Here is a 15666-nt window from a genome sequence, read left to right as displayed (position 1 = left end):
GTAAGCCAGATCGGAGTAATGTCACTCCAGTTTAGGCCTGCTTTACGTACAGCTTGTACAAGTAAGTAATGTGAACTTGAACCTTTTTGCAGCGCAATACGTTTGCCTTTAAGGTCTTTAAGTTGTTTGAGCTGCGAGTTTTTAGGAACTAAAATTGCTGATGCTAGTGGTTTAGCTGCTTCATAGGCAATGTAATATAAAGGCTTTCCAGCTGCTTGTGCGTAGACTGGAGGAGTGTCCCCAGTAACACCGACATCAAGGGAACCGACAGCCAAAGCTTCTAAAATTTGTGGTCCAGCAGGAAACTCATTCCAAGTAACTTTGGCATTTGGAAATTCTTGTTCAAATAGTTTTTGCTGTTTGGCAATCGCAAAGTTAATTGAACTTTTTTGGAAACCAATACGAAGTTCTTTTACAGTTGGATCAATTGCCCAAGCTGGTGCTGCGATTGTTAAACCTAATACAGTGACTGCACTGATGCGTTTAGCGAATTGTGCCCACTGACTCTTATTAAATAATGACTGATGTTGCATATCGATATCCTTGTTCCCCTTGAGGTCAGGCACAGCATTTATAGGATTATTTAAGCCGTGCCCAAGTTGGGTTTATTTCAGTTTTAAAATGGCGTCTTGAATGGTGAGCTTGTTAGGAATGAGCTTTTGCGCATAAAAGGCATCAGCTACTTGTTGTTGTTCTTGTGCCACCTTGTCAGAGATTGGCTGAACTCCAAAACCCATACGTGAAATGGAAGTTTTGAGTACATCAAACTCAAGCGCTGTAGGTTTTTCGAGTAGCTTCGCAGCTTCATCCTGATGTGAACTCACCCATTCAGTTGTCTGGTTAAGGGTTTGCACAACTGTATTGAGAACTTTTGGATTATTTTCTGCAAATTTACGGTCAGCTAGATAGAACTGGTGATTGCTTACTAAATTTTCACCTGTTGCTAAAACTCGAGCTTGAATTTGATGTTCAGCTGCTGCAAAGAACGGATCCCAAATGACCCATGCATCTACTGCACCTTTTTCAAAAGCAGCACGAGCGTCTGATGGCGGTAAATAAACTGGTTGAATATCACTTAAGCTTAAATTGTTGGCTTCTAGAACTTTTAATAATAGGTAATGAACATTCGAACCTTTATTAAGAGCAACACGTTTGCCTTTTAAATCTTTAATAGAGTGGATTGGAGAGTCTTTTTGTACCAATAATGCTTCGGCTTTCGGCGCAGCAGGTTGGTTTGCGACATAGACTAAATTTGGATTGGCAGCTTGAGCAAAAATAGGTGGTGCTTCACCTGCTTCACCGAGTGAAACGCTCCCTACATTTAAGCCTTCAAGCAATTGAGGACCAGCAGGAAACTCAACCCATTTTACTTGCACGCCTTGTTCTTTTAGTACTTTTTCTAGGTCACCACGAGCCTTTAAAATAGGAAGAATGCCATATTTTTGATAGCCAATATTTAAAGTTGTGGTGGCCTGTTCCTCTTTTTTGGCACAACCACTTAACATCATCACTCCTGCAAGGCTGGCTGCGATGACTGAATATTTTGCCCATGAAGTGGTGTTGAAAAGTGCCATGAGATTTCGTGCTCCCCGAAAGAGAAAAAGAAAAAATAATTGGATGAGCAGATACCCTAAAGGGATTTTTATTTCAGAAAAAATAAGTATTCGGTCTTTATTTATGCAAAAAAAAGCTAAAAACAATAGGCTATAAACTTATGCAAAAAAGTGATTTATCTAATAGAAATATATTTAATAAATTAGGAGTAAGTTGATGTAAATAAAATAAAAAAATATTAAAACATTAAAAATAGAGATTTAAAAAAAGTACAACCATAAATTAATAGCGTTTATGGTTGTACTTTTTTAACTAAGCTTATCTGAAATAAGAATATCTTAAAAAGAGCAAAGGCTAGGGAAGCAGTTTCTTAAAGACTAAAGAATTCCTTTGATAGTTATAGAGCGCCTGACGGGCATTAGGTAACTCATCAACGCTGACTTGATGAAAACCATGTTCCAAAAACCAGTGAGCGGTACGCGTTGTTAAAACGAATAACTGACGAATACCTTGTTCTTTGGCTTTTTCTTCAAGGAATTGCAGAATTTGGCTACCACGATTTGATTTGCGATAACTTGGATGCACTGCAACACAGGCAATTTCTGCAGAACGCGTTTCGTTAAATTCGGTTGGAATTGGATAAAGCGCAGCACACGCTAGAATCATACCGTCGCGTTCAATAACAGCGAACTGGCTGATTTCTTGCTCCAGACGTTCACGTGAACGATAAACCAAGATGCCTTCTTCTTCCAAGGGACGCAATAAATTCATTAAACCACCCACATCTTTAATATGGGCTGTACGAACTTCTTCATAATGCGCATCGGTAATCATAGTGCCTATACCATCTCGAGTAAATAACTCTTCGAGAAGTGCACCATCATAGGCATAGGAAATGAGATGAACGCGGTGTACACCTGATAAAGACGCTTTTTTTGCTTGTTGCAAATGTAGCGTCAGTGTTGGACTAATAGTTTGATATTGTTGAATATAGTAGTCTAATTGATGTGGGCTTAATTCACGTAATATTTGTTCATTTTCATTCAGAAGACCTTGTTGCTCCCCAAGAAAAATCAGTTTATCTGCTTTTAAATAAGTTGCAGTTTTGGTCGCAACTTCTTCCGCCCGCAAGTTAAAGACTTCGCCTGTAGTGGAATAACCTGTTGGCCCGAGTAACACAATATTATGATTATCGAGGTGTCGTTCAATTGCATCGGTGTCTATTGAACGAACTTCACCTGTAAGCTGGAAATCCATGCCATCACGAATGCCATAAGGTTTAGCAGTCACAAAATTACCTGATACGACATCGATTCGAGCGCCGTACATGGGAGAGTTTGCTAAGCCCATAGAGAGCAATGCTTCAATTTCTAGGCGAATAGAGCCTACCGCGCTCATGACACAGCTTAAAGATTCGCGTGTGGTAATACGGCTGTTGTCATAAAAAGGGGTTTCAATTCCTTTCTCTTTAAGATTTTGATTAATTTGCGGACGGGCGCCGTGCACAAGAATTAAGCGAATACCAAGAGAATGAAGTAACGCAATATCATGAATGATATGTTCGAAATTAGGATGACGGACTGCTTCACCACCAAACATCAATACGAATGTTTTATCGCGGTGAGCATTAATGTAGGGCGCTGAGTGTCGAAACCAGTGTACATAATGCTGGGGGTTATTATGCGACTTTTCTAAAGACTTGCTTGGCATACCGATCTCGAATCAACAGCAAAAAGATATAAAGATGATTCTAAACAAAAAAGATTAAAGCCGCATGTTTTAGATAAAAAAACACCCAAATCTAAGTTTGGGTGTTTAAATTTTTTTAAATTAGTGAACCACTCTAATGATTTTATGGCTTTGTTCATTTACCAGCACATAATTTCCGTTCACTTTGTACCATTTTTGGTAGCGACCCGGTTTCGTTAATTTTTGATGCTGACGGTAGTCAATCACATAGCGTGAGTGTTGATATTCACGAGGCACAACTTGTCCTGCTCGCCAAACATTACGATGGTCGTCTTTTTTAATTACTTTAACGGTTTTTACTTCATGGTTTTGGTAGTTGCCATGATGGTTATGATCGTTTGGTGCTGCCATTGCTGTTGTTGCAACTAAACCACTAAGTGAAAGAACAATCGCTGTTGTTAATTTTTTCATTGTAAACCTCGAGTGATGAATTAAATTTCAATAACTAAAGATTAGTGAACAATTACAGATAAATCGTGGAGGCTACGAAGAATAAATGTGAAAACTAACGATGAAATAAGAAGAAATTAAGAAAATACGAAATATTAGAATATAAAAATCTATTTATTTTTTAAATATATAAGTAATAAAAAAAGGATAAAACCATAAGGCTTTATCCTTTTTGCTCAACGATAGCGAGGTTCTATCGCTTTAAAAACCACGAATACTCACAATACTATTAGAATCAGTATCGACTAAAATATAGTCATTGTTGATTTTGTACCATTGCTGATTACGGTCTGGTTTTGGCAAGTTACTATCTTTATAGTCAACTTTATAGCCATTGCCACGATAGTGCTGCGGCATAACATAACCAGGCTGCCAGCGATGCTGTTTAAGCCGTTCAAAACCACGTTCTTCGCGCATACGGCGCTCGTCACGGACACGATCTTCATCATGATCACGTCCAAATCCTGGCCCACGATCGTTCCATTCACCGCGTGGTCCTCCACCTTTAGGACCTTTCGGGCCATGGCCTCGGTCAAAAGGAGGATCAGCAAAGCTCGCCATACTTGTGGTGAGTACGGCTATGGAAAGGGTTAAGATTGTGAACAACTTTTTCATGATGCATCCTCGTTTACATCTGATGTCTCTCATGTTGAATACTCTACGCGCAAAATGCAGAGAAACTGTGAAGATCATTTAATGGTTCAATTAAAATTACGGATAGATCAAGAGTTTTTATCAATAATAAAAAAGGCTTGAATATATCTTTTCAGGTATAGGCAAGCCAGATTTGATGATCGGCTGTAACTTTCTTTAGCTTTTCATCTTTAACTTTTAATCCTGTGCATCAATACTTTGACCATTGAGCGCCAAGCTATCTTCACCCATTAAATAGAGATAAGCAGGCAAGATCGACTCTGGTGTAGGTAGTGTTTTCGGATCTTCTTGTGGATAGGCTTTAGCACGCATAGCAGTACGTGTTGCACCTGGATTAATGCAGTTAAAACGGATATTAGGATAAGTATGTTCCGCTGCAAAAATTTTACTCACTGCTTCAATTGCAATTTTTGAGACAGAATATGCGCCCCATAAAGCACGTGCTTCACGGCCTACACCTGAACTGGTAAATACAACAGAGGCATTTTCTGATTTTTGCAAAAGTGGTAATAATGCTTGAGTCAAAGCAAAAGGCGCGCGTAGGTTAACTGCCATGACATCATCCCAAGTTTCGGTTGGATAATGTGCGAGCTCTACGCGTTCACCTAAAATACCTGCATTATGCAAAATACCGTCTAGGCGTCCAAACTGCTTTTCGAGCGTATCGACTAAAAAGTCATAATCACGGTCAGAAGCACTTGAAAGTTGTAATGGTAAAATCGCTGGTTGCGGTGCACCCAGACTTTCAATTTCATCATAAATAACTTCAAGTTTATTTAAGGTTCTACCATGCAGTACAACGGTTGCACCATGTAGGGCATAAGTCAGAGCGGCAGCTCGCCCAATTCCATCGCCAGCACCGGTGATTAAAATAATTCGATCTTTGAGTAGATCCGGACGAGGTTGGTATTCTGAATATTTCATTGGTAAACCTCCTTCTTTTTATATTGATAAAACAAACAACTATTAAAAAAGCCTATAAAACTCTTATGTTAACTTATCATACGCTGATTTTCCTGTAGAGCAGGAAGCTTTTGACGTAACATATGGTGTAATTCTGTCACCGTATTTACAATCGAATCGGCCTGCCATGCAGCGAGATCATCACGATGTTCGATTGGTAAATAGCCATATGCAGCCAAAATAGTATACATATTGGCATTGCGACCAGCATCAATATCACGTGGATGGTCACCCACATAGATAATTTCATTTGCTGGGATATTCAACTGTTTAGCCGCCAAATACATTGGTTCTGGATCCGGCTTGGTTTTACTGACATCTTCAGGACACACCAAAACCGCGCAGCGCTCGGTCAGATTTAACTTTTCTAAAAGAGATTCACTTAATCCGCGTGGTTTATTGGTCACAATACCCCACGGAATTTGCTGAGCTTCTAACTCTTCTAAAAGTGGATACATACCTTCAAACAGGTCTGTATCAACCACAATATTATTGCCGTAAATATCTAAAAAGTTTTGACGATGTGCCAAGAAAATTGGATTGGCGACATCCAGCTCTGGATAGACCAATTTAACCATCGCACGTGCACCTTCAGAAACCTGAGTGCGAATGAGGTCTGCATCAACAACTGGACGTCTTTCATCACGGCACATTTGCTGAATAATACGAATGAAGTCGGCAGCCGTATCGATAAGAGTACCGTCTAAATCAAATAAAACAGCTTTCATCATGCACCTGTATTTATCGTGTGAACCATATAATTAACATCAACATTTGGCGCTAACCAGTAATGCTTGGTCAATGGGTTGTAGTGCAGTCCTGTCATTTCTTTTAGAGTAAGACCTGCATTACGAATGTCATGTGCCATTTCAGATGGTCGAATAAATTTATGATAATCATGTGTACCTTTTGGCAACATGCGTAGTACGTATTCTGCGCCAATAATGGCAAATAAATAAGATTTTGGGTTGCGGTTAATGGTTGAGAAGAACACATGGCCACCCGGTTTAACCAAAGCCTGACAAGCTCTTACAATAGATGCTGGATCTGGAACGTGTTCCATCATTTCCATACAAGTGACCACATCGTATTGACCCGCTTGTTCTTGTGCTAATTCTTCTACAGGAATTTGGCGATATTCAATATTTTGAACATTGTCTTGCTGAGCATGCAAACGACCAACAGCTAGCGGTGCTTCACCCATATCAATACCAAGTACATCTGCTCCACGACGTGCCATGCTCTCTGCCAAAATACCGCCACCACAACCGACATCAAGTACTTTTTTACCAGCAAGGCCGCCTACACGCTCATCAATCCAGTTTAAACGGAGTGGATTAATTTGATGAAGTGGGCGAAATTCAGAATGTTGATCCCACCATTTGGCAGCAAGTGCTTCAAACTTTGCGATTTCTTGTAAATCAACATTCAATTGCGACATGGTGCTACCTCTAAACTTGGGTTATCTTTTGGATATAGTTCGCCGTTAGTGTAGCGATTATTGGGAAAAAAGCGATAAACCCAATAAAAAACTTCACAGAAGCAAAACGAATTTAGCATATTTGTTTTATATTTAGAGCATAAGCTAATGCATAACAACTTAGAGGAAAAGCTGTAGCAATGAAAAAATTGGTTTTGGGTGGTTTAAGCGCAGCAATTATGGCCGTATCGGGTAGTGCAATGGCAGCAGATTTTGTTGCTGGTAAAGACTACACCGTGATTGCCAATCCAGGCAAAGTGGAAGTTCCGGGGAAAATCGAAGTTCGAGAGTTCTTTTGGTATGGATGTCCACACTGTTTTAAACTTGAACCGCATATGCAAACGTGGTTAAAACAGATTCCTAACGATGTACGTTTTGTACGTACACCAGCTGCTATGAACAAAGTATGGGAACAAGGGGCGCGTACTTATTATACATCTGAGGCATTAGGTGTACGTAAACGCACGCATTTACCGTTGTTCCATGCGATTCAGGTGAATGGTCAGCAAATTTTTGATCAGGCTTCTGCTGCGAAGTTCTTTACTCGTTATGGTGTGCCTGAACAGAAGTTTAATAGCACTTACAACTCATTTGCCGTGACTGCAAAAGTTGCCGAGTCAAATAAACTTGCTCAACAGTACCAATTAACAGGTGTTCCTGCGGTTGTTGTTAATGGTAAATACGTTGTGCAGGGTGAAGATGGTAAAGTTACTCAAGTTCTTAATTATTTAATTGAGAAAGAACGTAAAGCAAAATAAGTTGTTTAGGCTTTACTTCAAAAATGGGCTTCATATGAAGCCCATTTTTATATTTAGTTAATTATCACGAAATATTTCAATTAATTTTGCTTATTTTCATCTTCAATTTGAAAATTTAAAACATCAAAATTAACAGTTTGAGTTGGCAGCGATAATGCTTGATTAATATATAAATTAATTAATTTTTGGCGAGAACCAATAGAGCGCTGATAATACGTAGAATTTAAAAGCAGTGATGCGCCGTAAGTCAGTGACCAGATATAAGACAAATAATCACGAATCGACATATCATAATTTAATGATTTTAAATAATTTTCTGTAATATCTTTAATTGCTAAAATACGCTGTTGGCGGATTTCATAAAGCTCTTCGAAAAGATGCTTCAACTTAGACTCTGTCATTGTCAGATTTTCTTCAAGTTGATGCAATAAAATGGTTTTTCCTGGCGTAAGCAAATGGTGAAGCATGTAATGAGGAGCATACTCTTTGAAATCTGTATTATATTTTTTAGAAATTTCTAAAATTTGCTTTTCATTTTGAATAATGAGCTCAAGTAGAAGCTCATTTTTGCTTCTAAAATGCTTATAAAGTGTGCCTTTAGCAATATCTAGCTCGGCCACTAACTCATCTAGAGTAATTTCCTGATTGTTTTCTAGTAACAACTTTTCTGCCACGCTTAGAATTTTTTCTTTGCGCATCAAAAACTGTGTATGACGATCAAGATTCATAGGTATTCCCACACCAGTTTGGCCTAACTAATAATTTACTTCCTGTAAAAAGAAAAAGACTTTTCTCGAAATTTTTAGCCTTTTTCTTTCTCTCTTTACGTATTACCACATAACCTGTTTTTTGTCATTTGCCGCTTCTACCGTTCCCAGTTTGCAATCCCTCTAAACAGTAAGCGAACTTGTGTAGAGGCATTTTCAATAAAGGCAGTTTGTTGCAGCTTGAGCTGTTCACCTTGATATTGTTTTGATAGGTTGAGCCACGTCATTGCCCATGTAAATGACATGTTGGTCAAAATAGTGGATAGGACATTTAAGTCTTGAGGTTGTTGAATATGTTTAAAATTTTCGAGTTTAGTCAGGTCAGTTGTTAGATCTTCAATTAGAAATTCGATTTCTCTAGCAATGGCTGCACGAACTGTTTCTGAACCGCCCCAACGCTCGGAAATCATAAATTGCCACTGCTTAGGGCTATGGTTTACCGCCTGAACAAATAGCTCAATGCTGGTCTGAGTTTTGGTCGATTTATGTTGTAAATAACTTTGGCCTAGTTGATGCAAAACACTTTTTAAATGTAGGGCAACTTGGTCAACCAATTCCTTACCGAGTTCATCCATGTCTTGAAAATGACGATAGAACGCTGTCGGTACTAAACCAACTTCACGTGCAACTTCACGCAAACTGATACTACTGAACGAGCGCCCAGACGTGCTCAGATGCAAGGCTGCATCTAGAAGTGCCTGACGACTTTGCTGTTTTCGTTCATCCCGTATCGACATTAAAAGAACCTATTTAAACCGTGAGCCAGAGTCTAACAAAAAAGAGCAAACTTTCATAAAAAAAATAGTGAACAAGTGTTGACTGAGTGAACACTTATAAATATAGTGTACATATGTTCACTATACGAACATGTGTTCACTCAAATAAATAGCCAGATACAAAAGAGGAACGTATGAACGCAACACTTAGTTATCAGCCACATTTGGTTCGAGAAGATTTCGTTGATTTTGTTTTGCAGAAAATTAACGTGACTTGGGCTTGGAAACGCGTACTTGCAGAAGTTATTGCAGTTCAGTCTCTACATACCGATATGGTGCTTATTAAGCTTAAACCGAATCGTAATTTTAAGTTCGATCAGGTACGTGCTGGGCAAAGTATTTTATTAACGCTACTTATTGATGGAGTTTACCAACAGCGCAGTTATTCAATTATTGAAGTAACTCCTCAAGGTGAAATCTCTTTAGGTATTAAAGTACAAGGCTTGGTGTCTAGTGCAGCTCAACGATTACATGTCGGAGAGTGCATTGAGATTTCACAGCCTCAAGGTGATTTTACTTTGCACCAGGGCCAGCAACCTGCGATTTTAATTGCGTCAGGTAGTGGTATTACTGCAATTTATTCACTTTTGCAGCAAGCTTTGAAACAACAGCTTGAACAGATTCATGTCATTTACTTTAATCGTGCAGAAATTTTTCATGCTGAATTAAAAGGTTTGGCAGAAAAGCATCCAGAGCTTCACTATCATTTTTTTAATACCGCTGAGCAAAAGCAGCATTTAACTGAAGACCTATTGCAAAAGTTGGTTCCTAATTACGCACAGACTGCAACGTATGTGTGTGGACACCATGGCATGATGCAACAGGCAAATGAAATTTATGCGCAGCAAAGTGCTCAGTCGCAGCTTCATCAAGAGTTTTTCATGCCTGTTCAAATCGAACAGTCTAATGAAGCACAACCCATCGTATTTCGCCGCTCGCAACAAAACTTTATTGCTACGACAACATTATTGAGCAGTGCAGAGCAAGCTGGCTTACGTCCACAGCATGGTTGCCGTATGGGTGTATGCAACCAGTGTACGTGTACCAAAGTCAGTGGTGTTACCCAGAATATATTAACAGGCGAAATTGACGATCAACCAAATCGTGCAATTAAGTTATGCGTGAACCAGGCATTAAGCCCAGTCACTATTGATCTATAAAAACAAACATAAAAGAGATTTGAGGATACCATTATGAATATGGCAGTAGAACTTAAAGCAACATCAAAATCGGCACATTTAACCCCAGAGCAAACAGAAGCTTTTGGTCGCCGTATTGAAGAAATTCGTCTTGAAGTGATGAAAGATCTCGGTGAAAAAGATTCAAAATATATTTATAAAGTACGTAATTTTGTACGCTACACCGAAATTGCATCACGTGGCATGTTGATGTTTGGTGGTTGGATTCCACCAGTATGGTTGTTAGGTACGGCTATGCTAGGTGTATCTAAAATCGTTGAAAACATGGAACTCGGTCATAATGTGATGCATGGTCAGTTTGACTGGTTAAATGACCCAACGCTTAACGGTGCAACCTATGACTGGGATACAGTGTGTACTGGTGAAGACTGGAAATATACCCATAACTATAAGCATCATACCTATACCAATGTGTTTGGCATGGATCATGATATTAGCGGTTATGGTGTGATGCGCATGAGCCGTGAGCAAAAGTGGGAAACCCGTTTTTTATTCAACGTGCCAATGGGTTTTGTATTGTCAACGGGTTTTGAATGGCTATTAGCTTTGCAACGTCTAGAGATGGAAAAAGTGTTGTTTGATGGCACCAAAACTTGGAAAGAAGTATATGTAGAATCTAAAAATCTACGTAAAAAAATGGTCCGTCAGTTTGGTAAAGATTATGTGCTGTTCCCACTAATTGCAGGACCAATGTTCCTGCCAGTATTGGCTGGTAACTTTTTTGCTAACTTGATCCGTAACTACTGGGCATCGACCGTGATTTATTGTGGCCATTTCACAGAAGACTCTGAAATTATCACTGACAATATTGATAATGAAACCAAAGCAGAGTGGTACTTGCGTCAGATTCGTGGTTCAGCAAACTTTACTGGCGGTAAGATTATGCATTTCTTGAGTGGTAACTTGAGTCATCAAATCGAACATCATTTGTTTCCTGATGTACCTGCCAACCGTTATCAAGAGATGGCACCTAAAGTACGTGAAGTTTGTGCAGAGTTCGGTCAACAATACAATACCGCACCTTTTGGATCTCAAATTGTGAGTGTGTATAAACGTCTGGCTGTTCACTCTTTGCCTGACAATGTGGTTGATCGTTTGGTGGCGACCAAGCGGACCTTTGTTGAGGCAGTGAAAGGCATGTTTGGCAAAGCTGCTTAATAAAGATAGAGCATTGTTTGAGTCATTAAGCGATGCTCTTTACCAATAAGTAAAAGGGAAAGTACGTGTAATTGAGATATACTACGGTGCAATTATATTTGTGCCATTGTTTTAAGGAATCATTATGCGTATTGACCAAAGAGCATTAGACCAGTTACGTGAAGTGAAAATCACACGTAACTATACCCGTTACGCAGAAGGTTCAGTTCTGGTTGAATTTGGTCATACCAAAGTATTGTGTACTGCAAGTATCGATAATTCGGTTCCACGTTTTTTAAAAGGAAAAGGACAGGGCTGGGTCACTGCTGAATATGGCATGTTACCGCGTTCAACACATTCACGTTGTGACCGTGAAGCAGCACGTGGTAAACAGTCAGGCCGGACACAGGAAATCCAGCGCCTAATTGGACGTAGCTTACGTGCTATGGTCGATTTGAAAAAGCTTGGCGAAAATACAATTACCATCGACTGTGATGTGATCCAAGCTGATGGTGGTACGCGTACCGCTTCAATCACTGGCGCGGCTGTAGCGTTAGTTGATGCGATGAATGTTTTATTGTCTCAAAAGAAAATTAAGCATGATCCGCTTAAAGGATTAGTTGCTGCAATTTCTGTAGGTATGTATCAAGACGAAGTATTACTTGATCTGTGCTATGAAGAAGATTCGAACTGCCAAACTGACTTAAACGTAGTAATGACACAAGCAGGCGAATTTATTGAAATTCAAGGTACAGCTGAAGATAAACCATTTACTCGTGCACAAAGCAATGACATGTTAGAAATGGCTGAAAAGGGAATTGCCGAGCTCATTAAAAAGCAACAAGAAGCTTTAGGCTGGTAATTTTACGCTTTCTAAAAAACGCATCTTCGGATGCGTTTTTTTATGCCTTCATCAAATCGACATAAAAACATCACTTGCCTGTCACTTTTTCACTTTATTAGTAGTTCGCATTTAAACCGTTTGGAAAAAACCAATGCGAAAACTTTCACTTCTATTAATTACGTCTTTAGCACTTTTGCTCAGTGCTTGTAACGATGATAACGACTCAGATAATTCATCGCCAACAACACCTCCAACCAGTAATTGCAAAATGCACTGTGCACCATAATAAGAACTTAGGATAGAACTAATGAATCGTCGCGAATTTCTTTTAAATTCTACAAAAACCATGTTTGGGACCGCTGCTTTGGCGAGTTTCCCATTGAGTATTCAAAAAGCACTGGCTATTGATGCCAAAGTTGAAAGTGGAACTATTCAAGATGTTAAGCACATCGTGATTTTGACTCAGGAAAACCGCTCATTCGATAATTATTTCGGAACACTAAAAGGCGTGCGGGGTTTCGGTGACCGCTTTACTATTCCAATGACAGAAAGTCGAAAGGTTTGGGAGCAATACGATGCCAAGAAAAATAAAATATTGCCGTACCATCTCGACAGTCGTTTAGGGAATGCTCAGCGTGTTTCAGGAACTCCTCACTCATGGTCTGATGGCCAAGCAGCTTGGGACAATGGTCGCATGAGCGACTGGGTGGCTTATAAAAAACCGCAGTCAATGGGCTACTACAAAAAACAGGAAGTCGAATATCAGTTTGCTTTAGCCAATGCTTTTACGATTTGTGATGCTTACCACTGTGCCATGCATGCGGGAACTAACCCGAACCGTAAATTTATCTGGACGGGAACCAATGGTCCTACAGGTGCAGGTGTTGCAAGTGTAGTAAATGAATTTGATGGGATTGGACCATCAACAGAAGGTTATGAATGGACGACTTATCCTGAGCGCTTACAGCAGGCTGGGGTGACATGGAAAGTTTATCAAAATATGCCGGATAACTTTACTGATAACCCGCTTGCAGGCTTTAAACAATATCGCCGTGCAAATGAACAATCGGGTCAGCCTGTCAGTAACGACACGCCAACATGCCCTGCATACGATGAAAAAATCGATGCGACTCAACCACTTTATAAAGGTATTGCCAATACCATGCCAGACGGTGGTTTTTTAGGAACTTTTAAAGCTGATATTGCGCAAGGTAAATTGCCGCAAGTGAGTTGGTTAGTCGCTCCTGCAACTTACAGTGAACATCCTGGACCATCTAGTCCTGTGCAGGGGGCTTGGTATATTCAGGAAGTATTAAATGCATTAACTGAAAACCCTGAATTGTGGAGCCAAACCGTTTTATTGGTGAACTTCGATGAAAATGACGGTTTCTTTGACCATGTTCCTTCACCAAGTGCACCGTCTAAAGATGTAAACGGTGTTGTATATGGAAAAATGACTTTAAACGATCAGCAAGTGTCTTATGAGTACTTTAACCATCCAGCAGTAGCGACTTCAAAATCTCAACCTAAGCCAGATGGTCGAGTGTATGGACCAGGTGTACGAGTTCCAATGTATGTGATTTCGCCGTGGAGCCGTGGAGGATGGGTAAATTCTCAAGTCTTTGACCATACTTCTATTTTACAGTTCTTGGAAAAACGCTTTGGTGTGCAAGAGCCTAACATTAGCCCATACCGCCGTGCTGTATGTGGTGATTTAACGACTGCATTTAATTTTAAAACACCGAACCTTCTGCCTGTTGCTGAACTAGATGGGAAGAAAACCAAAGCCGAAGCCGATGCGATTCGTGTTGCTCAAGCTTTATTGCCACAAGTTCCTGTTCCGAGCCAGCAGCAATTTCCTCAGCAGGAAATAGGAATTAGGCCATCACGTGCTTTGCCATATATTTTGCACACCAGTGCCAAAGTCGATGTCACTCAAAAAACGGTTAAGCTGATGTTCTCTAATACGGGTAAACAGGCAGCCGTTTTTCATGTCTATAACCGATTAGATCTTACGGCAACTCCACGTCGTTATATGGTTGAGGCGGGTAAACAGCTCGATGATGTATGGAATGCTACAAATGGGCAGTACGATTTGTGGGTGCTTGGACCAAATGGTTTCCATCGCGCGTTTAAAGGCGATTTGAGTCAAGTTAACCAGACTCAAGCTTTACCGGAAATTAGAGTATGTGTGGAAGAATGTGATGCGAATTTGTATTTAAAAGTTCGTCACGATGGTAATAAGTCAGTCAAGCTCACAGTCAAAGCAAATGCTTATCTTTCAAATAAGACATGGACGATTGAAACGAATAGTTCTGAAAAAGAACTGGTTTGGGATATGTCTGAATTTGGTGGTTGGTATGATTTTACTGTGACTTTAGCTGATGATGCTACTTTCAGCCGCCGTTTTGCAGGACGTATCGAAACTCAAGAAGATTCAATTTCTGATCCATATATGGGTTATGTAGAGTCTTAAGCTGGTAAGTTTTTCCCTTAATGAGGGTATTGGAATTTATTCCTCATTAGCTGGTGCTAAAAGTCATCTGCAACCTGTCTATAATCTATAAGGATCTTATTTTTGCAACAAAATAGGATAGAGGATGAAAGTGGGCAGGTTTTGCAGATGGCAATGCCTTTGGTTACTTTGGGCAAAACCAAAGTAACAGAATTAGCTGTTGGCAAAAAAATCTAGACAGTAAGACTCCGTCGTGTAGGTTGATAAAAAGAAACAAGATATCCCTGTCACGATAGTAAATATAGGGTTTAGGCTGTTGATATAAAACTTTATTTACGGGAGAGGCTGTTGTACAGATGAATAATAAAAATAAAGACTTACCTTTTGTAACAGAATCTCCTAAGCCTCGTCATATTTATCTTTTACCTTGAAACCCTGATTTTTTTTTAAGTAATGGGGAAAATTTATGCTACAAGGTTTTATTGTATTACTAGCAGTAGTTACATTTATTTTGATGGCTGCCGACCCGCGTGATAGTGGGACACAAGCGACTCAGTCAGCATGGCAAAAAACACAAGCAGCAGACATGACCAAGTCGCAAAAAAATACCAATAACGATGTGGACTTTATTTAAGCATTAAAACGCATTGATAAATCAACAGCTCTAACGTCTTTAGTCAATACACCCATAGAAATGTAGTCAACACCAGTAGTGGCAACTTCGCGCAAGTTTTCAATCGTGATATTGCCTGATGCTTCGAGTTTACAACGGCCTGCAACATGTTTTACAGCATCAATCATTTGCTGTTGACTGAAGTTGTCGAGCATAACAATGTCCGCACCAGCTTCAAGCGCTTGATTTAGCTCATCCCAAGTTTCA

General features: G+C 39.7%; 17 protein-coding genes. 6 read left to right on the top strand and 11 right to left on the bottom strand.

Annotated elements, in window-relative coordinates; all coding sequences use genetic code 11:
- The 8 genes from UC75_RS22350 to ubiG form a co-directional block, all read right to left on the bottom strand.
- On the bottom strand, positions 1-533 hold a 533-nt coding region (locus UC75_RS22350), incomplete at its 3' end, for an ABC transporter substrate-binding protein (protein WP_228137485.1).
- 72 nt (positions 534-605) lie between these two features.
- Entirely contained in the window at positions 606-1574 is a 969-nt protein-coding gene (locus UC75_RS17650) for a sulfonate ABC transporter substrate-binding protein (RefSeq protein ID WP_005308915.1), read from the bottom strand.
- A gap of 334 nt (positions 1575-1908) precedes the next feature.
- A complete protein-coding gene (gene argA, locus UC75_RS17645) occupies positions 1909-3264 on the bottom strand; it encodes an amino-acid N-acetyltransferase (RefSeq protein WP_049838332.1) in 1356 nt (451 codons plus the stop codon).
- Between the two features lie 120 nt (positions 3265-3384).
- Positions 3385-3714 (bottom strand): RcnB family protein, encoded by a 330-nt coding sequence (locus UC75_RS17640; protein ID WP_004640333.1) that lies wholly within the window; start codon positions 3712-3714, stop codon positions 3385-3387.
- Between the two features lie 240 nt (positions 3715-3954).
- Complete coding sequence (locus UC75_RS17635) at positions 3955-4368, bottom strand: RcnB family protein (protein WP_004795500.1); 414 nt, start codon at positions 4366-4368, stop codon at positions 3955-3957.
- A 216-nt stretch (positions 4369-4584) separates the two neighbouring features.
- Positions 4585-5331 (bottom strand): YciK family oxidoreductase, encoded by a 747-nt coding sequence (locus tag UC75_RS17630; RefSeq protein WP_004795498.1) that lies wholly within the window; start codon positions 5329-5331, stop codon positions 4585-4587.
- A gap of 68 nt (positions 5332-5399) precedes the next feature.
- Positions 5400-6101 carry an HAD family hydrolase gene (locus tag UC75_RS17625; RefSeq protein WP_128825355.1) on the bottom strand — a complete coding sequence of 234 codons (702 nt, stop codon included), beginning with the start codon at positions 6099-6101 and terminating at the stop codon, positions 5400-5402.
- Entirely contained in the window at positions 6098-6811 is a 714-nt protein-coding gene (gene ubiG / locus UC75_RS17620; protein WP_003655787.1) for a bifunctional 2-polyprenyl-6-hydroxyphenol methylase/3-demethylubiquinol 3-O-methyltransferase UbiG, read from the bottom strand. The genes UC75_RS17625 and ubiG overlap by 4 nt, the downstream gene beginning before the upstream one ends.
- A 179-nt stretch (positions 6812-6990) precedes the next feature.
- Here ubiG and UC75_RS17615 point away from each other — a divergent pair, with 179 nt between their 5' ends.
- Positions 6991-7608 (top strand): thiol:disulfide interchange protein DsbA/DsbL, encoded by a 618-nt coding sequence (locus UC75_RS17615; protein WP_049838330.1) that lies wholly within the window; start codon positions 6991-6993, stop codon positions 7606-7608.
- 80 nt (positions 7609-7688) lie between these two features.
- On the opposite strand, the gene UC75_RS17610 is transcribed toward UC75_RS17615, so the two are convergent.
- Both UC75_RS17610 and UC75_RS17605 read right to left on the bottom strand, forming a co-directional pair.
- Entirely contained in the window at positions 7689-8336 is a 648-nt protein-coding gene (locus tag UC75_RS17610) for a TetR/AcrR family transcriptional regulator (RefSeq protein ID WP_005308928.1), read from the bottom strand.
- 137 nt (positions 8337-8473) lie between these two features.
- Positions 8474-9112 (bottom strand): TetR family transcriptional regulator, encoded by a 639-nt coding sequence (locus UC75_RS17605; protein WP_005308931.1) that lies wholly within the window; start codon positions 9110-9112, stop codon positions 8474-8476.
- Positions 9113-9285: 173 nt separating this feature from the next.
- On the opposite strand from UC75_RS17605, the gene UC75_RS17600 reads away from it, so the two are divergent.
- The 5 genes from UC75_RS17600 to UC75_RS19120 all read left to right on the top strand — a co-directional run bounded on the left by UC75_RS17600 (position 9286) and on the right by UC75_RS19120 (position 15420).
- Positions 9286-10311 (top strand): ferredoxin reductase, encoded by a 1026-nt coding sequence (locus UC75_RS17600; RefSeq protein WP_049838329.1) that lies wholly within the window; start codon positions 9286-9288, stop codon positions 10309-10311.
- Positions 10312-10344: 33 nt separating this feature from the next.
- On the top strand, positions 10345-11508 hold the full coding sequence (locus tag UC75_RS17595; protein WP_049838328.1) for a fatty acid desaturase family protein: 1164 nt from the start codon (positions 10345-10347) through the stop codon (positions 11506-11508).
- 124 nt (positions 11509-11632) lie between these two features.
- Positions 11633-12349 carry a ribonuclease PH gene (gene rph / locus UC75_RS17590; RefSeq protein ID WP_004795487.1) on the top strand — a complete coding sequence of 239 codons (717 nt, stop codon included), beginning with the start codon at positions 11633-11635 and terminating at the stop codon, positions 12347-12349.
- A 289-nt stretch (positions 12350-12638) separates the two neighbouring features.
- The gene (locus UC75_RS17585; RefSeq protein ID WP_049838327.1) at positions 12639-14807 is read left to right on the top strand and encodes a phosphocholine-specific phospholipase C; all 2169 of its coding nucleotides are present in this window, start codon (positions 12639-12641) and stop codon (positions 14805-14807) included.
- A 445-nt stretch (positions 14808-15252) separates the two neighbouring features.
- Positions 15253-15420 carry a hypothetical protein gene (locus tag UC75_RS19120; RefSeq protein WP_128825354.1) on the top strand — a complete coding sequence of 56 codons (168 nt, stop codon included), beginning with the start codon at positions 15253-15255 and terminating at the stop codon, positions 15418-15420.
- On the opposite strand, the gene UC75_RS22345 is transcribed toward UC75_RS19120, so the two are convergent.
- A partial coding sequence (locus UC75_RS22345; RefSeq protein WP_416202229.1) for a nicotinate-nucleotide diphosphorylase occupies positions 15417-15666 on the bottom strand: 250 nt, incomplete at its 5' end. The two genes, UC75_RS19120 and UC75_RS22345, sit on opposite strands and share 4 nt — an antisense overlap.

Source organism: Acinetobacter sp. V2 (assembly GCF_001188385.1).
Classification (GTDB): Bacteria; Pseudomonadota; Gammaproteobacteria; order Pseudomonadales; family Moraxellaceae; genus Acinetobacter; species Acinetobacter oleivorans.
The sequence above is the reverse complement of the archived record's forward strand: the minus strand, read 5'-3'. Positions and strand labels throughout refer to the sequence as shown.

Coding starts and splice junctions, on each gene's coding strand:
- UC75_RS17595 (WP_049838328.1), top strand. CDS start 10,345: ATGAATATGGCAGTAGAACTTAAAGCAACATCAAAATCGGCACATTTA.
- ubiG (WP_003655787.1), bottom strand. CDS start 6,811: ATGTCGCAATTGAATGTTGATTTACAAGAAATCGCAAAGTTTGAAGCA.
- UC75_RS17630 (WP_004795498.1), bottom strand. CDS start 5,331: ATGAAATATTCAGAATACCAACCTCGTCCGGATCTACTCAAAGATCGA.
- UC75_RS17635 (WP_004795500.1), bottom strand. CDS start 4,368: ATGAAAAAGTTGTTCACAATCTTAACCCTTTCCATAGCCGTACTCACC.
- UC75_RS17615 (WP_049838330.1), top strand. CDS start 6,991: ATGAAAAAATTGGTTTTGGGTGGTTTAAGCGCAGCAATTATGGCCGTA.
- UC75_RS17605 (WP_005308931.1), bottom strand. CDS start 9,112: ATGTCGATACGGGATGAACGAAAACAGCAAAGTCGTCAGGCACTTCTA.
- UC75_RS19120 (WP_128825354.1), top strand. CDS start 15,253: ATGCTACAAGGTTTTATTGTATTACTAGCAGTAGTTACATTTATTTTG.
- UC75_RS17625 (WP_128825355.1), bottom strand. CDS start 6,101: ATGATGAAAGCTGTTTTATTTGATTTAGACGGTACTCTTATCGATACG.
- argA (WP_049838332.1), bottom strand. CDS start 3,264: ATGCCAAGCAAGTCTTTAGAAAAGTCGCATAATAACCCCCAGCATTAT.
- UC75_RS17600 (WP_049838329.1), top strand. CDS start 9,286: ATGAACGCAACACTTAGTTATCAGCCACATTTGGTTCGAGAAGATTTC.
- UC75_RS17585 (WP_049838327.1), top strand. CDS start 12,639: ATGAATCGTCGCGAATTTCTTTTAAATTCTACAAAAACCATGTTTGGG.
- rph (WP_004795487.1), top strand. CDS start 11,633: ATGCGTATTGACCAAAGAGCATTAGACCAGTTACGTGAAGTGAAAATC.
- UC75_RS17650 (WP_005308915.1), bottom strand. CDS start 1,574: ATGGCACTTTTCAACACCACTTCATGGGCAAAATATTCAGTCATCGCA.
- UC75_RS17610 (WP_005308928.1), bottom strand. CDS start 8,336: ATGAATCTTGATCGTCATACACAGTTTTTGATGCGCAAAGAAAAAATT.
- UC75_RS17640 (WP_004640333.1), bottom strand. CDS start 3,714: ATGAAAAAATTAACAACAGCGATTGTTCTTTCACTTAGTGGTTTAGTT.